Origin of the sequence: Krasilnikovia sp. MM14-A1004 (assembly GCF_047159485.1) — a bacterium.
In the GTDB taxonomy this organism is placed as follows: domain Bacteria; phylum Actinomycetota; class Actinomycetes; order Mycobacteriales; family Micromonosporaceae; genus Actinoplanes.
The window spans coordinates 2,041,370-2,061,578 of the sequence record NZ_AP038773.1 but is presented as its reverse complement, the minus strand read 5'-3'; the positions used below and the strand labels follow the sequence as shown (position 1 = coordinate 2,061,578).

Annotated in this window: 18 protein-coding genes; 9 read left to right on the top strand and 9 right to left on the bottom strand. The window is 72.6% G+C overall.

Annotated features, from left to right (window positions below; all coding sequences use genetic code 11):
• Positions 1-46 precede the first annotated feature (46 nt).
• Entirely contained in the window at positions 47-1,585 is a 1,539-nt protein-coding gene (locus ACMCNN_RS09400) for a methyl-accepting chemotaxis protein (RefSeq protein ID WP_412745799.1), read from the top strand.
• 3 nt (positions 1,586-1,588) lie between these two features.
• Here the strand turns inward: ACMCNN_RS09400 and ACMCNN_RS09395 are convergent, their stop codons facing one another.
• The 6 genes from ACMCNN_RS09395 to ACMCNN_RS09370 form a co-directional block, all read right to left on the bottom strand.
• Entirely contained in the window at positions 1,589-2,356 is a 768-nt protein-coding gene (locus ACMCNN_RS09395) for an alpha/beta hydrolase (protein WP_412745798.1), read from the bottom strand.
• Positions 2,357-2,455: 99 nt separating this feature from the next.
• Positions 2,456-3,070 (bottom strand): DUF402 domain-containing protein, encoded by a 615-nt coding sequence (locus ACMCNN_RS09390; RefSeq protein WP_412745797.1) that lies wholly within the window; start codon positions 3,068-3,070, stop codon positions 2,456-2,458.
• 95 nt (positions 3,071-3,165) lie between these two features.
• Entirely contained in the window at positions 3,166-4,455 is a 1,290-nt protein-coding gene (locus ACMCNN_RS09385) for a cation:proton antiporter (RefSeq protein ID WP_412745796.1), read from the bottom strand.
• Positions 4,456-4,860: 405 nt separating this feature from the next.
• Entirely contained in the window at positions 4,861-5,832 is a 972-nt protein-coding gene (locus ACMCNN_RS09380; RefSeq protein WP_412745795.1) for a phosphotransferase, read from the bottom strand.
• 2 nt (positions 5,833-5,834) lie between these two features.
• Positions 5,835-6,728: a methyltransferase domain-containing protein gene (locus tag ACMCNN_RS09375; protein WP_412745794.1), complete on the bottom strand. Its 894-nt coding sequence runs from the start codon at positions 6,726-6,728 to the stop codon at positions 5,835-5,837.
• A gap of 10 nt (positions 6,729-6,738) precedes the next feature.
• Entirely contained in the window at positions 6,739-7,770 is a 1,032-nt protein-coding gene (locus ACMCNN_RS09370) for a phosphotransferase (RefSeq protein WP_412745793.1), read from the bottom strand.
• A gap of 122 nt (positions 7,771-7,892) precedes the next feature.
• On the opposite strand from ACMCNN_RS09370, the gene ACMCNN_RS09365 reads away from it, so the two are divergent.
• Both ACMCNN_RS09365 and ACMCNN_RS09360 read left to right on the top strand, forming a co-directional pair.
• A complete protein-coding gene (locus tag ACMCNN_RS09365; protein ID WP_412745792.1) occupies positions 7,893-8,726 on the top strand; it encodes a GNAT family N-acetyltransferase in 834 nt (277 codons plus the stop codon).
• Positions 8,727-8,913: 187 nt separating this feature from the next.
• Positions 8,914-9,519, top strand: coding sequence for a hypothetical protein (locus tag ACMCNN_RS09360; protein ID WP_412747108.1), 606 nt, complete (start codon positions 8,914-8,916; stop codon positions 9,517-9,519).
• Positions 9,520-9,627: 108 nt separating this feature from the next.
• Here the strand turns inward: ACMCNN_RS09360 and ACMCNN_RS09355 are convergent, their stop codons facing one another.
• Together ACMCNN_RS09355 and ACMCNN_RS09350 are read right to left on the bottom strand one after the other, a co-directional pair.
• Positions 9,628-10,710: an alkene reductase gene (locus tag ACMCNN_RS09355; RefSeq protein ID WP_412745791.1), complete on the bottom strand. Its 1,083-nt coding sequence runs from the start codon at positions 10,708-10,710 to the stop codon at positions 9,628-9,630.
• Between the two features lie 80 nt (positions 10,711-10,790).
• A complete protein-coding gene (locus ACMCNN_RS09350) occupies positions 10,791-11,216 on the bottom strand; it encodes an RDD family protein (RefSeq protein ID WP_412745790.1) in 426 nt (141 codons plus the stop codon).
• Between the two features lie 441 nt (positions 11,217-11,657).
• Here ACMCNN_RS09350 and ACMCNN_RS09345 point away from each other — a divergent pair, with 441 nt between their 5' ends.
• The 6 genes from ACMCNN_RS09345 (at position 11,658) to ACMCNN_RS09320 (ending at position 18,218) form a co-directional block, all read left to right on the top strand.
• Positions 11,658-12,008 carry a nuclear transport factor 2 family protein gene (locus ACMCNN_RS09345; protein WP_412745789.1) on the top strand — a complete coding sequence of 117 codons (351 nt, stop codon included), beginning with the start codon at positions 11,658-11,660 and terminating at the stop codon, positions 12,006-12,008.
• Positions 12,009-12,179: 171 nt separating this feature from the next.
• Entirely contained in the window at positions 12,180-13,157 is a 978-nt protein-coding gene (locus tag ACMCNN_RS09340; protein ID WP_412745788.1) for a hypothetical protein, read from the top strand.
• Positions 13,158-13,284: 127 nt separating this feature from the next.
• Positions 13,285-13,965, top strand: a complete 681-nt coding sequence (gene trmB, locus ACMCNN_RS09335) for a tRNA (guanosine(46)-N7)-methyltransferase TrmB (protein ID WP_412747107.1) — start codon at positions 13,285-13,287, stop codon at positions 13,963-13,965.
• Between the two features lie 74 nt (positions 13,966-14,039).
• On the top strand, positions 14,040-16,097 hold the full coding sequence (locus ACMCNN_RS09330) for an ATP-binding protein (RefSeq protein ID WP_412745787.1): 2,058 nt from the start codon (positions 14,040-14,042) through the stop codon (positions 16,095-16,097).
• A gap of 52 nt (positions 16,098-16,149) precedes the next feature.
• The gene (locus tag ACMCNN_RS09325) at positions 16,150-17,556 is read left to right on the top strand and encodes a selenium-binding protein SBP56-related protein (RefSeq protein WP_412745786.1); all 1,407 of its coding nucleotides are present in this window, start codon (positions 16,150-16,152) and stop codon (positions 17,554-17,556) included.
• Positions 17,553-18,218, top strand: coding sequence for a hypothetical protein (locus ACMCNN_RS09320; RefSeq protein ID WP_412745785.1), 666 nt, complete (start codon positions 17,553-17,555; stop codon positions 18,216-18,218). Before ACMCNN_RS09325 ends, ACMCNN_RS09320 begins: the two co-directional genes overlap by 4 nt.
• Before the next feature lie 119 nt (positions 18,219-18,337).
• Here the strand turns inward: ACMCNN_RS09320 and ggt are convergent, their stop codons facing one another.
• Entirely contained in the window at positions 18,338-20,137 is a 1,800-nt protein-coding gene (ggt, locus tag ACMCNN_RS09315; protein ID WP_412745784.1) for a gamma-glutamyltransferase, read from the bottom strand.
• Between the last annotated feature and the right edge of the window lie 72 nt (positions 20,138-20,209).

The window sequence follows — 20,209 nt, the reverse complement described above, 5'->3', positions numbered from 1 at the left end:
GCCGGATGATGGGGATCATCGCCGGATACCACCCACAGGAGTGGCCGTGAGCGTTTTTCGGTCCACCACGGCTGAGCAGGCGCAGCCCATGCGCATCCCCCGCGACGTCGAGAACCTCGAAAAGCTCATCATCGATCTCGACCAGGCGACAGACGAGGCGTCGACCTGGCGGATCACTGTCGACAGTACGGTCGAGGCCCAGGACTTCGGCTACGGCGCCGTCTGGCTCTCCGACGGCCGTGGCACGGTGACCCTGGAGTACGAGCAGGGCGCCATCGCGGCCGAGCTGCAGGCCGCGGTCGCCGCGCACGCCATGCCCGCGGACACGGGCCTGGTCGGGCGCGCGCACCGGACGCGGCAGCCGCACTACGTCGACAACCTCGGCGGGTACGTCGACTGCCTGCGCTGCCAGGCCGCCGCCCGGGTCGGCATGCGCTCCGCCGTGGTCACCCCGGTGCTGCACAACAACGAGGCCATCGCGGTGTTCGAGTACTACTCCCCCGAACTGCTCAACGTCGACGGCCCCCGTACGGAGAAATGGTCGGCCATCGCCCGCATCGCCGAGCAGGCCCGCCGGGCCGCGCTGGCCAACGCCGAACTGCGCCAGGCAGCCAGCGACCGGTACGCGGTCACCAACGTGGTCAACGCCCTGGGTGACGTCAGCGACTCGGCGACGGCGCTGCGCACCGCCCTCGACAGTGTGCGCAGCGCGTTCGGCTGGGCGTACGGCTCCTACTGGGAGATCGACGAGGCCGATCAGGTGCTGCGGTTCCGGTTCGAGTCCGGCACGGCCGGGGAGGAGTTCCGCAAGGTCACGCTCGCCGCCACGTTCGCCGAAGGGGTCGGCCTGTCCGGCCGGGCCTGGCGTACCGATGACCTGGTGTTCGTCCGCGACCTGGCCGACCTGACGGACTGTGTCCGGGCACCGGCGGCGCAGCGCGCCGGGGTCCGCTCCGGGGTCTGCCTGCCGATCCACCGGCACGGCCGGATCGTCGGCACGATGGACTTCTTCACCACCGAGCTGGTCGACCTGTCGGAGTCGCGGGCGTCCGCGCTGCGCAACGTGGAACAGCTGGTCTCCCAGCGTCTCGACGTCCTGCGCGGCACCGAGCAGGCGTCCGACAACGCGGGCGCCCTGCTCGACACGGTCTCCCGGCTGCGCGCCGCCAGCGACGACGCCACCCGGGTGGCGGAGGAGGCCGTGAGCCGCGCGTCCGCGATGACCCAGGAGGTGGAGGCGCTGGGGCGGGCCTCCACCGCGATCGGGGACGTCATCAAGATCATTTCGTCGATCGCGGACCAGACGAACCTGCTGGCCCTCAACGCCACCATCGAGGCGGCCCGCGCCGGCGAGGTGGGGCGGGGCTTCGCGGTGGTCGCGGGCGAGGTCAAGGACCTGGCTCGGGAGACCGCCGAGGCGACCCAGCGGGTGGCCGACCAGGTCACCGGCATCCAGCAGAGCGCGAAGACGGTGTCCTCGGGCATCCTGGTCACCAGCGAGACGATCGGTCAGATGGACGCCGTGCAGGCCCGGATCAACGAGGTGCTGGAAGAACAGGCCATGATGGCCAACCGCCTGCAATAGCGGCTACCCGCCGACCGGCAGCCGGTCCAGCACCGCCTGGATCTGCGCGTCCCAGTACGACCACTCGTGCCCGCCCGGCCCGAACTCCGTCTCCAGCGGCACGCCGTGCTCGCGGCACGCTGCCACGAACCGCTGGTTCTGCTCCAGCAGGTGGTCCTCTGTGCCACAGTGCAGCATCAGCCGCGGCAGCCCGGCCGCGTCCACTGTGCTCAGCAGCTGCAGGAGGTCGTCGTCCGTATTCGCGACCGGCCGGTCCCCGAAGACCCGCGCCGCCAGCTCGTGCGTGTACGGCTGCCGGTAGAGGGAGGCGACGTCGAGCGCGCCGGACAGACTGGCCGCGGCCGCGAACCGGTCCGGCTGGCGCAGCGCCCACTTGAACGCCCCGTACCCGCCCATCGACAGACCGGCGACGAACGTGTCCGCCCGCCGGGTGGAGACCCGGAAGAACCCGGAGACGACGGCCGGCAGCTCCTGCGACAGGAACGTCCAGAACCGCCCGCCGTGCGCCTCGTCGGTGTAGAAGCTGCGGTGCACCTGCGGCATGACCACCGCCAGACCGCGGGCGGCCGCGTACCGCTCGATCGACGTGTACCGGGTCCAGGCGGTGTCGTCGTCGCTGAGGCCGTGCAGCAGATACAGCACGGGCGGTGCCGCGTCGCCGCCGTGGCCCGCGAGGCCGATCTGCGCGCTCGGCGACTGCGGCAGCAGCACGGTCATCGAGGTGCCGAGCTCCAGCACGTCGGAGAAGAAGTCACAACGGATCACGGCCATCTGGCCAGTCTGCGCCATGCCCAGAGACCAGCGCAGGCGCGGGGGCCAGCGCAGGCGCGGGGGCCAGCGCAGGCACAGGGGCCAGCGCAGGCACAGGGGTCAGCGCAGGCGGAGGGGTGTGGGAAGGCGCAGCACCGGCCAGCTCGGGTCCGGGCGGAAGTCGGTGTGGGTGCCGTCGAACGGGAAGTCCCCCGCCTCGATCAGCTTGACGAGCCGCGCACCCTCGGCACGGATGAGCTCGGCCTGCTCGGCGTCGAAGTACAGCGGGTTGCCGATCCGCTGGTTGAACTCGTCGACGTCCTTCCATTCCCACCGCCGCTGCGGGTCCACGACGATGTCGAGCACGAGGTCGGCCGTGTCCACCCCGTCGGGCAGCCGGACGTACGGGTCCTCCAGGTTGACGTACCAGGAGTCGAACTCGCCGTCGGAGAAGAACCACCAGACCGAGTGCGACGCGCCCGGCGGCATCAGGACCAGGATGTCGTAGTCCTGCCACGTGCCGAGGACCAGCTCCGGATCGCGCATCTCGTCGACCGGCAATTCGTGCTGGGTGTTGCCGTCCGCGTCGGTGAGCCGGGCGAAATCGCTTCCGGCCGGGTGCCAGAGCAGCAGCCCTGCCTCGTCGTCGCTGATCACCCGCATCGGCTGGGCCCACGTGTACCGCGCGGCGCGCCGGTACCGGCGACTGATGATTTGTCCGGGCTCGAACGGCATCGGCGCAGCGTAGCCGATCTTGGCAAGCATCGTCGGCCCGCCGAACGCCGGCACATCCGCCGCGGACCCGACGCCGATCGCTACGGCGGGCGGCCTCACGTTCCCGGAGGCCGCGGCTCCGGGGCTTGCGCCAGCCCGCCGCGCCACGCGTCGTGCACGGCCCGGCGGAGCCGCTCCTGCGCGCCCTCCTCCACCCGGGCCATCGACCACCGCAGCAGCGGCCCCGCCATCACCGAGGTGACCAGCGCGACCAGGACCACGACCGTGTAGGTGGCGGTGGTCAGCACGCCGAGCCGCAGGCCGGTCATGGCCACGACCACCTCGACCGCCCCGCGGGAGTTCATCGCCGCCCCGAGCGCGACCCCCTCCCAGTGCGGCAACCGGCTCATCCGCGCACCCAGGTAGGCACCGAGGAACTTACCGACGATCGCCAGCGCGATGACCACGACGGCCAGCAGCAGCACGGCGGGCCGGGCCAACGCGGTCAGGTCCATCCGGAAGCCGGCCATGACAAGGAACAACGGTGCCAGAACCGAATGCACCACGATGCGCAGCGGCGCCAGGCGTTTCGGATCCGCCATGCCGGAGCGCATCACCAGCAACCCGGCAACGAAGGCACCCAGAACCGGCTCCATGCCCAGCGCGTGCGACGCCGCCGCGGCCAGCAACACGATCACCACGGCGGTCGCCACGGACGGGCCCGGCCCCGGCGACCGGGCGGCCAACCCCAAGACGACACGTACGGTCGGCGTACCGGCCACCGCCGCGACGGCGACGAACCCCGACACGTACAGCAGGGAGAGTCCGACCAGGGCGGGGCTGACGCCGATGGTGGCCATCGCCGCGACCACCGAAAGCAGGAACCAGCCGACCGTGTCGTCCACCGCCGCGGCGATCAGGGCGAGCTGCCCGACGTCGCGATGCTGCAGGTCCAGGTCGGCCAGCGTCTTCGCGATGACAGGGATCGCGCTGACGCACATCGCCACCCCGAGGAACAGCGCGAACACGGTCCGTTCCGTGCCGCCGAGATACGCCGTCGGCAGCAGGTAGCCGGCGGCCACGCCCAACGCGAGCGGGACGAGCAGCCCGGCCACGCTCACCCGCGCCGCGGTCCCGCCACGCCGCCGGATCAGCTGCCGGTCCAGCTCCATGCCGGTGAGCCCGACGAGGAGCAGTACGCCCAATTGCGCCACGGCGTCCAGCAGATGCAGCTGCTCCGGCCGGCGCGGCATCAGCCAGGCCGAGACCGGGGGAGCCAGGTAGCCGAGGACCGACGGTCCGACGAGGACGCCGGCCAGCAGCTCGCCGACCACCCGGGGCAGGCGGAGCCGGGCCGCGACCGCGCCCAGCAGCAGCGCCAGCGCCAGCAGCAGCGAGACCTGCAACAGAAACAGCAGCAGCTCGCCCGGGGGCAGCGGCGGAACCGGGTCAGCCGACGGGCTCGCTGCGAGGAAGGAACGCGCGACGTCTGTCCACTCGCGACATGCTAGCGGCGGCCCCCGGTGCCGGCTGCTCCGTGCACGGCCAAGCCATGCCGTTCGGTCGTACTTGCGGCAACCGGGACCGGGACTGCGTGACGTTCGGGACTGCGCGCGCCTGTCCGCCGCTGTGCAGCTGTTGATGGCCGTAATGAGCGGCGCTACCCCGGAGGCAGTTGAGAGGGGCGGCTCGTAACGGTCCATCAGTGGCGATCAGCAGCGGCTGACACCACCAACAATCGCCGGCAGAGCTCAACCCCACCTCAAGCCGGTCTCTGGCTTCGGTACCGATCCGGGTGCCGAGCACGTCCGTCAGAGCGCGGCCAGGGCCTTGGTGATGTTCCACTCGGCCAGATCCAGCATCCACTGCCGGTCCGGGAAGTCGGTGTCCGCGATCCGCAACGGCCCCTCGATCAGGGACAGCACCTGGGCATAGCGGTAGAGCTCGAGCCGGTGGGGATCCAGCTCGACGGGACGCAACGCCGGATACGCGTCACCGAAGCGCAGCTGGAGGAAGGCGTGTTCCCACTCCACGTCGAAGTACGTCAGCCCCTCGATGTCGACCACGGCTGGTTCACCGGAGGGCGTGACAAGCACGTGGTCCGGTCCGAGTTCGCCGTGCACCAGTCCGTATTCCCGGCGCGCGGCGACCGCGTGACGCAGGTGACGAACATGGTCGGCGATCCGTTCCCGCGCGTCGGCGAGCCTGGCGTCGCGGGCGGCCACCGCGTCGAGATGGCTCAGCGCCCGGTCCGTGATGATGTCCTCGGCGCTGCGGGCCTGTGGCGCCTCGCCGCGGGCGAGGGCGGCGAGTTTGCCGTATCGCGGGCCGAGCGTGGTGTGCATCCGGCGCAACGCGTCCCCGAGTGAGGACAGCGGTGCGGCGGCTGCCGCCGGGTCTCGTTCCATCAGCGCTTCGAGCGTCAGCTCACCGACATCCTCTACCAGCGCGATGTCGGCGGGGAGGTAGCGGCCGTCGCGGTCGAGCATCAACAGGCGAGGTGTACGCACCGCCGCCGCGGTGAGGGCCGCGTGACCGGCGGCGAACAGGTCGGCGCCCGATGCGTCGGCGAACGGGTCGTCGGGGACAGCGGGAGAGTGCGGCCAGTAGTTCTCGCCCGGCGCCCACACGTAGAGGATCACCGTGGTCCGGTCGTCCAGCCGGAGCCGGTAGACACCCTTCTTCGTACCCCCGGTCAGCCGGTTCAGGCTGGTGAGCCTGCGGCCCAGTTGTTCCGCCACCAGGTCGCGTACGTCGTCGGGTCGCAGGAACGCCCGTTCCATGATCACCTTCCTCGGTTCGCCCACTGACCGGCCTCCGGTGGGTGCCCGGCCGGACGGCGTCCCCGGGCCGAGATCAGCGGCGCGAGCGTCAGGTCGAGTTCACCGGCGTGGATGGCAGCCAGGTGCGCATCGATCTCGGCGTCGTCGGCCAGCCCGGCCGCCAGCAGCTCGCCGCGTACCTGCCGGATGGTCGCCGCTTCCAACCGGTCGCAGGCCGGCCCGCCCACCGGGAAATAGCCCGCCGCCGCGACATCGACCAGCCCGGCCGCACGCAGCGCCCGCGGCAGTGTCCGGCCGTAGCGCAGGTCCGCGCCGCGGCGCGTCATCAGCTCCCGGACCGCGTCGCGCAGCCGGTTGGCCCGCCGCTGCGCCGGGCCGCTGTCGTCCAGGCACGCCAGTGGCTGCAGGAAGGTGTCGGCGTCCTCGACCAGCAGCCAGCCGCCGGGCCGCAGCGCCGCCACCATCGCGGCCAGCGCCCGGGCCCGGTCGGGAACGTGGACCAGCACGAGCCGGGCGTGCACCAGATCGAAGGTTCCCGGCTCCGGGGGCGGATCAGCGGCGACGTCGTGCCGGCGTACCTCGTACCCGGCGTCCGCCCTCAGCCACGACGGGTCGATGTCCGTGGCCAGCACGTATCCGGTCGGACCGACGGCCGCCGCGAGCGCCTCCGGGATACCGGGGCCACCGGCACCCACCTCCCAGCAACGCGAGCCGACCCCGACCCCCAGCCGATCGACGTGCCCCCGCGTCACCCCGTCGAACAGCTCGGCCAGCCAGGTGAACCGCTCGCCCGCCTCGGCGCGCGCGTTGTCCAGCAGATACCCGCGCGCGGATTCGCCACCGGGCGTGGCGGTCGGGCCGATCGGATCCTCCGGCGGGCGGGGTGGGGAGCTCATCACTCCATGGTCACCTCCTCGGCCCGGGTCCTGCACCGTGACGCGCCCGCAGCGCTGACAGACGCGGTCGGCTCAGCTGGCTCAGGGCCGACGGACCCCACCCGGTCGGATCGTCGCCGGGTGGCACCATCGCCAGGGCCTGCCAGAGCAGGAGGATGTCCAACCAGCCCGCCTCGGCCGGGGTCAGAGGGCATTCGGACCGGTAGCCGGTGAGGAATGCCGCGCAAACGTCGGCCGACACCGGCGCCCAGTTGCGGTAGCGGGTCCCGAGCAGGACCGCCGCGCGGGCCAGCTCGACGAGTCGGTGATCATGTTGAGCCTCCTCGAAGTCGAGGATCGCGGCGATCTCGCCGCGGGCGCACACGATGTTGGCGGAGCGGAAGTCGAAATGAACGAGCTGGCGCGCGAGTCGATCGGGCGGCGCGCTGGTGACCAGCCCGCGCAGCGTCTCACGGGCGGCCGCCGGCAGATGCTCGGCGCGGGAGTCGAGCCAGTCGGTGACCCGGTCCGTCAACGGCTCGGACGAACCGGCGAGCACGGGAAGCCGGTCGGCGTCCGGGTACGCGGCCAGCGCGTCCTGCAATCGGGCGAGTACGGCTCCGGCCGCGCGCACCTGGTCGGGATCGGCGGTGTCGAGCAGGTCGCCCACGATCTCGCGCTGCAGGCCCATCGAGACACGGCCGGTCTCGACCTGGAGGCGGCCACCTCGCGCCGGAACCGGTGCCGAGACCGGCAGCCCCCGGCCGTGGAGCCAGCTCGTGAGACGCGCCGTCTGCACCAGCTGCGGAAATCGCTCGGGTACTACCGACCATTTCGCGAGAAGCCGTGCGGACGGCGTACGAATCCAGGCCAGCGCGTTGCCGCCGCTCATGACGATCCGCTCGCAGGAGTCGATGCGAATGCCCCAGTGCTCGTCCACCAGTGCGGCGATCCAGCGCCCGGCCGCCTCCGCATTGCTGAGGCCGAACCGTCCGTCGAGCGTGCGGCGTGGGTCGTGCGTCTCCCACAGCATCTCCAGCACCGGCACCTGCGACCCGATCATGCGTTGTATCCCACCATGGGACCGGCGGGTGGCGCCCCGTCGGCCCACGCGCGACAGGTGACACAGCGACGTGGTTGTCGGTTCGATCGGAAATTCGTTGACGGGCGTGATGGGGTGACGTCGTGGTCGATCTCTCCGCCGGGCTGTCCCCGGCCGCCCTGGACGCTATCGAAGACCTGGAACGTCGCGTGGTCGCGGCCGACGGGGGCCGGCTGAAGCTGGAATGGAACACGCTGCGCCACCGCTCCGGACACGACGTCGAGGACATCCTGTGGTGGGACGGTGAGCGGCTGCTCGGCTTCCTGGGCATCTACACCCACAGTGCGCCCACGATCGAACTTGCCGGCATGGTCGATCCCGACGCACGGCGGCGCGGGATCGGTACCGCGTTACTGGATGCCGCGCTGCGTGTGTGCCGGGAACGCGAGCATTCGTCGATACTGCTGGTGGTGCCCCGGCCCTCGGTCGCGGGACGGAGTCTCGCGCAACGCCGGGGCGGCACCCTCGACCACTCCGAGCACGCCCTGCAATTGCCCGGCGCACCCACCGAGGTGCCCGCCGATCCCGGTGTCACCATCCGCGCCGCCACCGCGGCGGATCAGTCCGCGGTGCGGGAACTCATGCGCTCGGGATTCGGTTGGGAGCCTCCCCTGGACGCCGCCCACGACCCCGACACCCTCGTCGTCGAACGCGACGGCCGGCCGATCGGGACGCTCCGGTTGAGCCACGACGGGGATCGGGTCGGGGTCTACGGCTTCGCCATCCACCCCGACCATCAGGGGCGCGGCATCGGGCGTGACGTGCTGCACCGCGTGTGCCGTGAGGCTCTGGCGGGCGGCGCCACCGCCGTCCACCTGGAGGTGGCCACCGACAACGACCGGGCACTGAACCTCTACACGTCTCTCGGCTTCCGGCCGGTGATGACCGAGGACTACTACGAGCTGTCCGACCGCTGAGGGCACCGTCGCGGAGGCGCCATCAGGCCCCGGCGGGACGGTTGGGAATGTCGTACCCGTCGATTAGAATGTATGTACGAAAACGGCTCCTGACCTGCGGGGAGATCACGTGACCACGCCCGTTGTGCCGCCATCCGCGGCGTCCCGTCCGCACCCGTCCGTCCTCACTCTTGCGCCCTACGCGACCATGCTCGGCTTCACGCGGTACGTGGCGCGGACCGGCCCTGCCAAGGCCCAGTTCGTCGGCGGTCTGCGCCGCCAGCGCGAACGCCGGTCGGGATTCAATCCCCACGGCCAGCTCGTCAAGGCGCTCAAGGCCGATGTCGCATTCCACACCGGGGGCAGCCAGCTGGCCGGGGTGACCGACCTGGTCAAGCCGCGCTGGCGCCCGCTCTACGAGGCGGTCAGCGCGGGCGCCGCGACCTACCTGCAATCGCTCGGCGATCCCGCCGACGTCAGCCTCGCCCAGACCCGCGATGCGCTCGCCTCGGTCGGCCCGCTCGCCGTCAAGATCAATCCACATTTCGGCCTGCGGTTCGCCGACGGCCGGCGTGAGGCGGTGCGCCTGCACTTCGACGAGGACCCGCCGTCGGCGGAGGCGGTCACGGCCACGCTGCACCTGATGGCGCGGCACATGGATCAGATCCTGCCGGACGCCGAGCCCGTGCTGGTCGATCTGCGCCGCGGCGCCGTCCACCGCATCGACCCGGCGGCCCGGACCGCCGATGTCGAGCGCTGGCTCGCCGGGGAGGCCGCGGCGTTCTCCGCCATCTGGACGGCCGTCGCGGCCTGAGCCGTCCGCACCTCGGGCGCGGTTCATGGACCAGGTCCGGGGCGGAATGAACGGCAGCGTCGGCCCTGCCCGCGGAAACACAGCGGGCAGGTCCGACGCGCACCGCTCTCAGGCCAGCACGGGGTAGTCCGTGTAGCCCTTCGCTCCTCCGGCGTAGAAGGTGGTGGCGTCCGGCTCGTTGAGGCCGGCGCCGCGGGTCCACCGCTGCACCAGGTCGGGGTTGGCCAGGAACGGGCGCCCCACCGTCACCGCGTCGGCGATGCCGTCGGCGACGATGCGTTCGACCTCGTCACGATCCGAGTCCGCGCCGAACCCGGTGTTGAGGACGAACGTCGCGGGCCACGCCGCGCGCAGCTTGCCGACGATCGGGTCGCCGGGTGCGGCCAGCACATGCAGGTAGGCGAGCTTGAGCTGGGCGAGCTGAGCGACGAGCACCTCGTACACCGAGATGTCATCCTCGGTGATGTCGTTGAACCCGTGCTGCGGCGAGATCCGGATCCCGACCCGGTCGGCGCCGATCGCGGCGCTGACCGCGGTCGCGACCTCGACGACGAAGCGCGCCCGGTTCTGCGGCGAGCCGCCGTATTCGTCCGTGCGCTGGTTCACGCCGTCGGCGAGGAACTGATGCAGCAGGTAGCCGTTCGCGGCGTGCAGCTCCACACCATCGAGCCCCGCGGCCACCGCCCGGCGGGCGGCGTCGGCGAACTCGGCGGCGATGCCGGGCAGTTCGTCGGCCGCCAGCTCCCGCGGCTCGGAGAAGGGCTGCAGGCCGGTGGCGGTGAACACCTCACCGGCGGCGCGTACGGCCGAGGGCGCCACCGGGGTCTGCCCGCCGATGGTGGTGGTGTGCGAGATCCGGCCGGCATGCATGAGCTGCACCACGATGCGGCCACCACCGGCGTGCACGGCGTCGGCGACGCGCTGCCAGCCTTCCTGGTGGGCGTCGGTGTGCAGGCCGGGGGTGTTCGGGTAACCCTGACCGACGGCGGACGGCTGGCTGCCCTCGGCGATGATCACGCCGGCCCCGGCGCGCTGGCCGTAGTACTCGGCCTGCAGGGCGCTGGGCGTTCCGTCGACCCCGGCACGGTTACGGGTCAGCGGTGCCATCCAGATGCGGTTGGGCACCTGCAGGGCGCCGACAGTCAGCGGCTGCAGCAGCGGGCTGTCGGCCCTCAGTGGAGTGTTGGTCATGCCGGTACGAGCATCGGGATCCGCCGGAAACTTCCGTACCGTGCTCTGGATCACGCCCTGGTCTCCGCGGTCGCCGGACATCAGGCGGCCTCCACCACGACGGTGCGCACCATCTTGTCGCTGAAGGTCTGCCGCTTGCCGTCCCACAGCGGCGAGAGCCAGCCGAGCCCGAGCGCCAGCGTGTCGACGACGTGGCCCAGGTCGCGCAGCAGCGCCCGGCTGCCGCCCACCGGTCCGCCGTCCTGTTCGGTGATCAGGTTGATCCGCATCAGCTGGCGGCCCCAGGTGCGCCCGGTGCGCCCGGCCCGGATCCAGCGGTTGTAGGCGAACACGAGGATGGCCAGCGCGATGCCGATCAGGTCGGCGGCGCGCCCGAAGGCGCTGGGCTCACCGTCCGGACCGACCGTCGACTCGTAGACCAGGCCGCCGACGAACGACGGCAGGAAGGCGAGGACGACGTCGACAAGGTAGCCACCGGCTCGGCGGAACCAACTGGCGTAGGTCATGACCACTCCCTGTTCGTAAGGTCCCGCCCCGGCGCGCGGGCGACGGCCGGACCGGCCGCCGGGGCCGGTGGCCGTGTCAGCCGACACGGCCCGTCATCCCACCGGGACCTGGCGTGAGTGGACAGCGTACGAACGTGCGGCGGCACGCGCGGCCCGCGCGACGTACCTCGTCAGGTACACCGGTGCACTGTGGCGGATCGACCGCTGCGGCGCGCTGGGAGCCGAGAGGGGCGCTGCGGGAGGGACCGGCGGCAGCTCGGACACCGACCCACGGTGGTGCCGGTCCGGACCTGACGAGGTGGGCGCCGTATCGATCGCCGGGAAGGCTGCGCCACGTGCGGCGACCTACCGTGGGTAGCCAAATCCGGGCCGCCGGTCGGCCCGACCGGTGGCCGCCCGTCGAGGGTGATGCCGCTGCCTGAATAAGAGGGGGAGCCACCCATGGGCGATGGCAACGTTGGTCAGGAGTTTCTTGCGACGCAGGTGCAGCTGCTGGAGGCGGGCGACACGGCCGGCCTGGCCCAGTGCTACGCCGAGGACGCGGAGTTCGTCCGCCTCGACAAGGTGGTCCGCGGACGGACCGAGATCAAGCAGCTGTTCGACGAGTACCTGGTGGAGCAGCCGACGATCGAGCAGGTCGAGGCGGCGCAGATCACCGACGACACGGTGCTGTACCAGGCCAAGGAGCGGCTCGGCGGGCGCGAGGTGTGGGCCGTCGGCACGCTGATCTTCGTCGATGGGCAGGTATGGCGCCAGAGCGTCGCCTTCATCGACCGCGCATCGGAGGTCTGAACCCCCGGCGCGGCCCGGTCGTCCACCTCGCGGGTGGTGACCGGGCCGGTCCGGGAGTGATTTTCTTCGGTTTCGGTTCGGGAATCGCTCAGGTGCAGCTCGGTTGCGACGATGCTCTCGGTGGCAGGGAAAAATGCCTGGGGGGAACGAGACGTCGGGGGGCGTTCGGTCATGGGAGCAGTGGGACGTACGGGCGGCATGGTGCTGGCGGTGCTGGGAGCCGCGGCGGGGGTCGTGAGCCAGGCGGCTCCGGCCCTGGCGGCGACGCCGACAATGCGCAGCCAGGTGGCCTACGTGCGGAGCGGCAACGTGTACGTGAGCAAGGGCGCCACCGAGAAGCGCCTGACCACCGGCGGCGGCTACGCCCGCCCGAGCTGGTCGCGTGACGGCCGTCAGCTGGCCGTACTCAAGAGCGGTCAGCTGTGGGTCATGAAGGCCGACGGCAGCGCCAAGCGCCGGCTGAGCACCCGTCCGGCCGCGGGCGCGTCCTGGTCGCCGGACGGCCGGTGGATCGCGTTCGCCTCGGCGTCCTGCACGGGCGGGCCGGGCGTGTACAAGATCTCAACAACCGTGCGGGCCGCCACCCCGCAGGTGCTGTTCCCGGCCGAGTGCCGCGGCGAGCCCGTGCCCGCCGTGTCGTCGCCCGCCGCGCCCTCGACCGGCACGCTGGCCGAGCGGCTGCGCTACGACAACGCGGTGGCGTGGTCCCCGGACGGCGGCCGGATCGTGTTCCGCGGCGGGCTCTGCGAGTCGGTCTACGACGACTGCCTCACGATCGGCACGGTTTCGACCGGCGCCGAGCGGACCGTCGCGGCGTACGGCGGCGGGAGCCTGGGGAACTCCGGCTTCGCGGTCCTGCCGGGCTGGCGCCCGGACGGCGCGAAGCTGGCCTGGACCGCCTACCAGCAGGGTGAGACCACGGCCGACGACCAGCCCGTCCACGTGGTCGAGTTCGACCCGGCGACCGGTGTGAAGCGCACCGTGGGCGCGGCGGAGGACCGGGAGCTGGCGTACGTGGACGCCGCCCGGGCCGTCGTGACCGGCCAGTACCGGGGCGGGTCCTGGGTCCTGACGCTCGACCTGCGCTCGGGCGCGCGCGTGCCCTTCCACGCCGGGTCCCAGCCCAGCGTGCAGCCGATCGCGGGCTGAGCGCCGCGACGGCTATCGTGGTCGCCTGATGTCCGACCTACCGACGCCGACAGCCACCGGAGCCCGGCATGACGCCGGGCTCGTGGCCGTGCGCCCCATCCGCACCTTCCACCCGCGCCGCGGCCGGGTGAGCACCAGGCACGCCGACGCCCTGAGCGCGCTCTGGCCCACCCACGGGCTCACCGTGACCGATGGTGAGCGCACCCCGCTGGACCTGGGCGAGCTGTTCGGCCGGGAGGCACCACGGGTGCTGGAGATCGGGTTCGGGATGGGCGACTCGACCGCGGCGATGGCGGCCGCCGATCCGGGCCGCGACTATCTGGCGGTCGAGGTGCACACCCCGGGCATCGGCAACCTGCTCGCCCTGGTCGGCGAGCAGGGCCTCGGCAACGTACGGGTGGCCTGCGGCGACGCGATGGAGCTGGTGCACCGGCTGCCGCCCGGGAGCCTGGACGCGGTGCACGCCTTCTTTCCCGACCCGTGGCCCAAGGCGCGCCACCACAAGCGCCGGCTGATCCGGCCGGACAACGTGGCCCTGCTGCGCGAGCGGCTGCGTCCGGGCGGAATCCTGCACTGCGCCACCGACTGGCCGGCGTACGCCGAGGCGATGGCCGAGACGCTGGCGGCGGACCCGGAGCTGCGCAACACGTACGACGGGGTGGCCCCGCGGCCGCGGCACCGCCCGGTGACGAAGTTCGAGCGGCGCGGGGAGCTGGCCGGACGGCCGATCACCGACCTGGTCTTCCGCCGTGCCGTGATCACGCCTTCGGAACGCGAGTCCGGCCATGAGTCGGGCCGCGCTGGATGACCCGGCGGCCACCCGTACCTGAATAGCCGGTTTTGCCGTTTTGGTCTTGTTAGGCTTCAACGGGAGGTCGGGCCATGGGTCGGACGGACGCCGGCGACGGCGCCGGGCGGGCGCGCGATACGGCGCCGCCCCGCGCGCCCGGGCTGGCCGACCTGCCCCGCGAGCTGTTCGCCGGCGGCTCCGCAGACCAGCTCGCCGCCCTGTTGGCGCAGGCGGCCGACGTCCCCACGGCCACGATCGGGCTGGCGCTCGACGGCGCCCTGCAGACCTGCGGAAGCCACGGCCCGGACGCCGCACGCGTGCCGGCCGACCTCGCCGCCCGCGTCCTCAGCACCGGCGCGGCCGTGATCGTCCCGGACGGTCCCCCGGCACCCGGCGCCTACCTGGGCCAGCCCGTGCACGACCAGGACGGCGTCGTCGTCGGGGTCTGCAGCGCCTACGATCCCGGCCCGCGCGCCTGGACCGCCGAACAGATCGCGGGCTGCGCCGCGGCGGCCCGCGTCGCCACCCAGCTGGTCACCGAGCAGATCGCCCGGCATCTCATCGACCGGCAACGACGCTTCCTCGACGCGGTGCTGGACAGCCTGCACGACGGGGTCGTCGCCTGCGACGCGGACGGCCGGTTCGTGCTGATCAACCAGCAGATGTTCCGGTTGTGGGGCAACGCTCCCGTGCCCGACGACCTGGACGACCCGGCCGCGGTCGAGGGTCTGCTCGACGAGCTGGGTCAGCCGATGACCCGCCAGGACGTCATCCTTCGGCGGGCCCTGCAGGGGGAGGTCATCCGTAACGAGCGGCTCGTGGTGCAGGGCCGCAACCGGCGGATGCGGCACTACCTGGTCGACGGCCAGCCCATCATCGGCCCGGACGGCGACACCCAGGGCGCCGTGGCCGCCATGCAGGACGTTACCCGGCAGCGGCGCGCCGAGCGGTTCCGCTCCTGCGAGCTGGCCGTGGCCAACGCGCTGGCCGAGGAGAACACCGTCGAGGCGGCCGGGCGGCGCGTGCTGGAGGCGGTCGTCTCCACCCTGGGGTGGGTGCACGCGGAGCTGTGGCTGGTGGACGTGCCCGCCGGCGTGGCCCTGCCGGCCGCGCTCTGGACCGCCCCGTACTGGCAGGGCGGTGACATCGAGGTGCCCCCGGAGCTGGCCTTCGGCGAGGGCCTGACCGGCCGCGCCTGGCAGGTCGCGAAGCCGCTGTGGCTGCGCGACATCGGCCAGCCGCAGAGCCTGATCCCGTTGCGCACCGGGGGTTGGTCGAAACTGCACGCCGCCCTCGCGGTGCCGGTGCAGGACGGCCGCGACATCCTCGGGGTGCTCACCGTCTTCGCCGACACCGTCGAGGATCCCGAGGACGAGCTGGTCGCGCTGCTGGCCGGCATCGCCGCGCACATCGGCCAGTTCCTGGCCCGCCGCCTCGTCGAGGACCTGCAACGGCAACTGAACCGCAGCAAGGACGAGTACCTGGCGTTGATCAGCCACGAGCTGCGCACCCCGCTGACCGCGATCAGCACCTACACCGAGCTGCTGCGCGGGGCCGACGCGCAGGGGCTGGCCGCCGACGCCCCGGCGATGCTGGAGGTGATCGAACGCAACACCGCCCAGCTCCGGCGCATCATCGACGAGCTGCTCGAACTGTCCGCACTGGACACCGGCCACATCGCGATGAGCACCGTACCGGTCGACCTCGCGGCCGTCGTCGCCGAGGCCGTGCAGGAGGTACGCGCCGAGACCGAGGGCACGGCCGTCACCGTCACCAGCGACCTCCCCGAGGCGCTGGTGCTGCCCGGCGACCCCGCCCGCCTGCGCCAGGTCGTCGACAACCTGCTCGGCAACGCCGTCAAATACAGCCCGGACGGCGGGCAGGTCACGGTGCGGGTACGCATCAACGGCGGCGTCGCGGAGCTGACCGTGTCGGACACCGGCATCGGCGTGACAGAGGACGAACGCGAGCGCCTCTTCGACCGGATGTATCGCAGCAACCGGGCTCGCAACCGCGCCATCCCCGGCACCGGACTGGGCCTGTCGGTCACCCGCGCCATCGTGCAACGGCACCACGGCACCATCGAACTGGCCGACCACGAGGGTCCCGGCACGACCGTGATGGTCCGGCTGCCGATGGAAGCCCGCTGAATCCCCCGTACGGGGCTGGCCCCGCGCCCCGCCTCCCACGAGACTGGCGGTCATGACACGCTGGACCCCGGATCCGACGTTCTATCCCTCGCCCCGCGACGCGGCCGGTGCCCCGGCCGAGAAGCTGGCCTACGTGGCGGCGTTCGACCGCTCGGCGAGCCGCCCCGACGCCATCGCGGTGATCGACACCGACCCCGGCTCCGACGGCTACGGCCGCGTGGTGGGCTGGACCGACCTGCCGCACGTCGGCGACGAACTGCACCACTTCGGCTGGAACGCCTGCTCCAGCGCGCTGTGCCCGACCGCACCGCACCCGCACGTGGAACGCCGCTACCTGATCGTGCCGGGCCTGCGCTCGTCCCGCATCTACGTGCTGGACACGAAGGACGACCCGCGCAACCCCCGGCTGGTCAAGGAGATCAGCGCGCAGGAGCTGGCGGCGAAGGCGGACTACTCGCGGCCGCACACCGTCCACTGCGGACCGGACGGCATCTACGTCTCGGCGCTGGGCGCGGGCACCGGCGGCGACGGCCCCGGCGGCATCGCGGTGCTCGACCACACCACCTTCGACGTACGCGGGCAGTGGGAACACGACCGCGGGGAGCAGTACCTCGCGTACGACTTCTGGTGGCACCTCACCCGCGACGTGCTGGTCACCTCCGAGTGGGGCACCCCGTCGATGATCGAGGACGGGCTGGTCCCCGATCTGCTCCTCGGCCGCCGGTACGGCCACCGGATCCACTTCTGGGACCTGGCCAAACGCACTCTCGTGCAGAGCGTCGACCTCGGCGACCAGTACCAGATGACGCTGGAGCTGCGCCCGGCCCACGACCCCACCAAGGAGTACGGCTTCGTCGGCGTCGTCACCTCCGTCGAGGACCTGTCCGCCTCCATCTGGCTGTGGCACCGCGTCGGTGGCGAGTTCGCCGTCACCAAGGTGATCGACATCCCGGCCGAACCGGCCGACCCCGCGGCGCTGCCGCCCGCCCTGGAGCCGTTCGGCGCCGTCCCGCCGCTGGTCACCGACATCGACCTGTCGGTCGACGACCGCTTCCTGTACGTGTCGTGCTGGGGCACGGGCGAGCTGAAACAGTACGACGTGCGCGACCCGTTCCACCCGGTCGAGACCGGCTCGATCCGGCTCGGCGGCGTCGCCGGACGCGTCGCCCACCCGTCCTTCCCGGACGAGCCCCTGGCCGGCGGCCCGCAGATGGTCGAGGTGTCCCGCGACGGGCGCCGCGTCTACGTCACCAACTCGCTGTACGGCTCCTGGGACGATCAGTTCTACCCGGACGGCGTGGGCGCCTGGCTGGCGAAGGTCGACGTGGACCCGGAGGCGGGCGGGATGACCCTGGACCCGCGCTTCTTCCCGCACGGCGACGAGTTCCGCGGGCTGCGCGTGCACCAGACCCGGCTGCAGGGCGGCGACGCGTCGTCGGACTCGTACTGCTTCCCGTGACCGGTGCCCAACTGGCGGCGCTGGCCGTCCTGGGCGCGTTCCACGGCCTGAACCCGGCGATGGGCTGGCTGTTCGCGGTGGCCCGCGGCATGCAGGAGCGCAGCCGCCGGGTGCTGTTCGGGTCGCTGCCGCCCATCGCGGCCGGGCACCTCGCGTCGGTGGCCATCATCGCCGCGGTCGTCTCGGCCACCGCGTCACTCGGCGCGGCGCGGGCGGTCGGCGTCGGGGGCGGGGTGCTGCTGGTGGGCTTCGGGCTGTGGCGGCTGCTGTCCCAGCGGCACTTCCGGTGGGCGGGGATGCGGCTGTCGGGGTACCAGCTCGCCGTCTGGTCGTTCCTCATGTCGTCCGCGCACGGCGCCGGGCTGATGCTGCTGCCGGTGCTCCTGCGCGGGCAGCAATCCGCCGCGCCCACCGGGCACGGCGGCCACCTGCTCGCGGCGGCGCCGACCGGAGCGGCCGGCACCCCCGGGGCGGCCCTGCAGGGACTGGCCGCCGCGGGGGTGCACACCGTCGCGATGCTCGCGGCGATGGCGGCCTGCGCGTCGCTGGTTTACGAGTACGTGGGGCTGGCGGTGCTGCGCCGGGCCTGGTTCAACGTGGACCGCTTGTGGGCTGCGGTGCTGGTGGCCGCGGGGGCGGTGACGGTCGCGCTGAGCCTGTGACCGCGACCGCTCCGGCTGGTCGTGACGCGCTGAGCTCGACCCGCTGAGCCTGTGACCGCGATCGGCCCGGAGCGGTCGTGACGCGCCGCCGCCCCGGGCCGTCGTGGTTCAGCGCCCGGTCACCGGGCCCGGCTCCCGCTGGGCACCACGACCGCGGCTGCGCCGCCGCCGCGTCGTACCGGCTCCGCGGCCGCGATCATGCGGCCGTGCGGCCCGAACTCGATGGCTGTCAGCGCCCCCAGCTCCGGGGTGTCCGGCCCGAACGTGTGCCCCAGCGCGGTCAGCTGCGGCCCGAACTGGGTGTGGTACGCCGCCTCGGCCTGGATGCCCGGGCTGTTGCGCTGCGACGCACGCGGCGCCGCCACCGCCTCGGGCAACGACATGCCCAGCTCCAGGCGGTTCACCAGCACCTGCAGCACGGTCGTGATGATCGACGCGCCGCCGGGCGAGCCGAGCGCCAGCCACGGCCGCCCGTAGTCGAACACGATCGTCGGCGACATCGAGCTGCGCGGCCGCTTACCGGGGCCGGGCAGGTTCGGGTCCGGCGCGTCGCCCTGGGTGGGCGTGAAGTTGAAGTCGGTCAGCTCGTTGTTGAGCAGGAACCCGCGGCCGGGCACCACCATCGCGTTGCCGCCGGTCTGCTCGATCGTCAGGGTGTACTCGACGACGTTGCCCCACCGGTCGGCGACGGTGAGGTTGGTGGTGCTCTGCCCCTCCTCGACCGCGCCGCCGGGCACTCCGGCCGGGCAGCCGGAGGCGGTCAGCGGCGCCGGGGCCACCGGCTTGGCCAGCGCGTGCGCGGGATCGATCCGACATGCCCGTGCCTGCGCGAAGCCGTCGCTGAGCAGGGTGCGCAGCGTGGACCGGGGGGTGCCGTCGCCGACGTAGCGGTTACGGTCGGCGAAGGCCAGCGCGCTCGCCTCCAGGTACCGGTGTTCCGCCTGGATCAGCGGCAGGTGCCGCAGGTCGGCGGTCTCCAGGATGTTCAGGGCCTCACCCACGGCCGTGCCGCCGCTGGACGGGGTGGCCATGCCGTACACCGTGAGGCCGCGGTAGTCCGACCGGGTGGGGGCGGGGAAACGCACCCGGTAACCGGCCAGGTCGGACTGCTGCAGGTCGCCGGGGCGGATCGGGAACGCCCAGGTGCCGGTGGGATGGTCGGAGACCGGCGGATGCTGCACCGTACGGACGAGGTCGGCGCCGACCGGTCCCCGGTAGAAGACGTCGGTCCCCTGCCGGGCGATGAGCCGGTACGTGGCCGCGAGATCCGGGTTGCGTTGCACGGAGCCGACCGCGGGCGGCGCGCCACCGGGCAGATACAGCTCACGGGTCGCGTCGAACTGCCCGAACGCCGCCGCGTTGTCCGCGATCTGCTGCTGGAACGTGGCGTCCACCGCGAAACCCTGCTCGGCGACCCGCGCGGCCGGGCGCAGCAGGCTGCTCAACGGGCGGGTCCCCCACCGCCGCGCCGCCGCGTCCCACGTGGCCAGGGTGCCGGGCACGCCCACGGAGAGGCCGCTGACCCGTGCCTCCTGGAAGGCGTACGCCTGCCCGGTGGCCGGATCCACGAAGGCGTTCTCGGTCATCGTGGCCGGGCCCGCCTCGCGCCCGTCGATCGTGTGCACGGTGTGGTGCCGGGCGTCGTAGTAGACGAAGAAGCCGCCCCCGCCGATGCCGGCGGAGAACGGCTCCGTCACGCCGAGGGTGGCCGCGGCCGCCACCGCGGCGTCGACCGCGTTGCCGCCTCGGCGCAACACGTCCAGGCCGACGGCGGTGGCCGTCGGGTCCACCGTGGCCACGGCGCCGCCGTAGCCGTACGCGGTGGGTTGCTTCGGCGGCGCGGCAAGTGCCGGGCCCGGCTGGCCGCTGAGGACCAGGGTGGCCGCCGCGCTCAGCGCGGCGAGTGCTCGGAACCGCATCGTTCCTCCGGGAAGACAAAGTGGCCGGTCCATCTCTGCCTACCGGGGATCACGCACCCGCACAACCGGGAT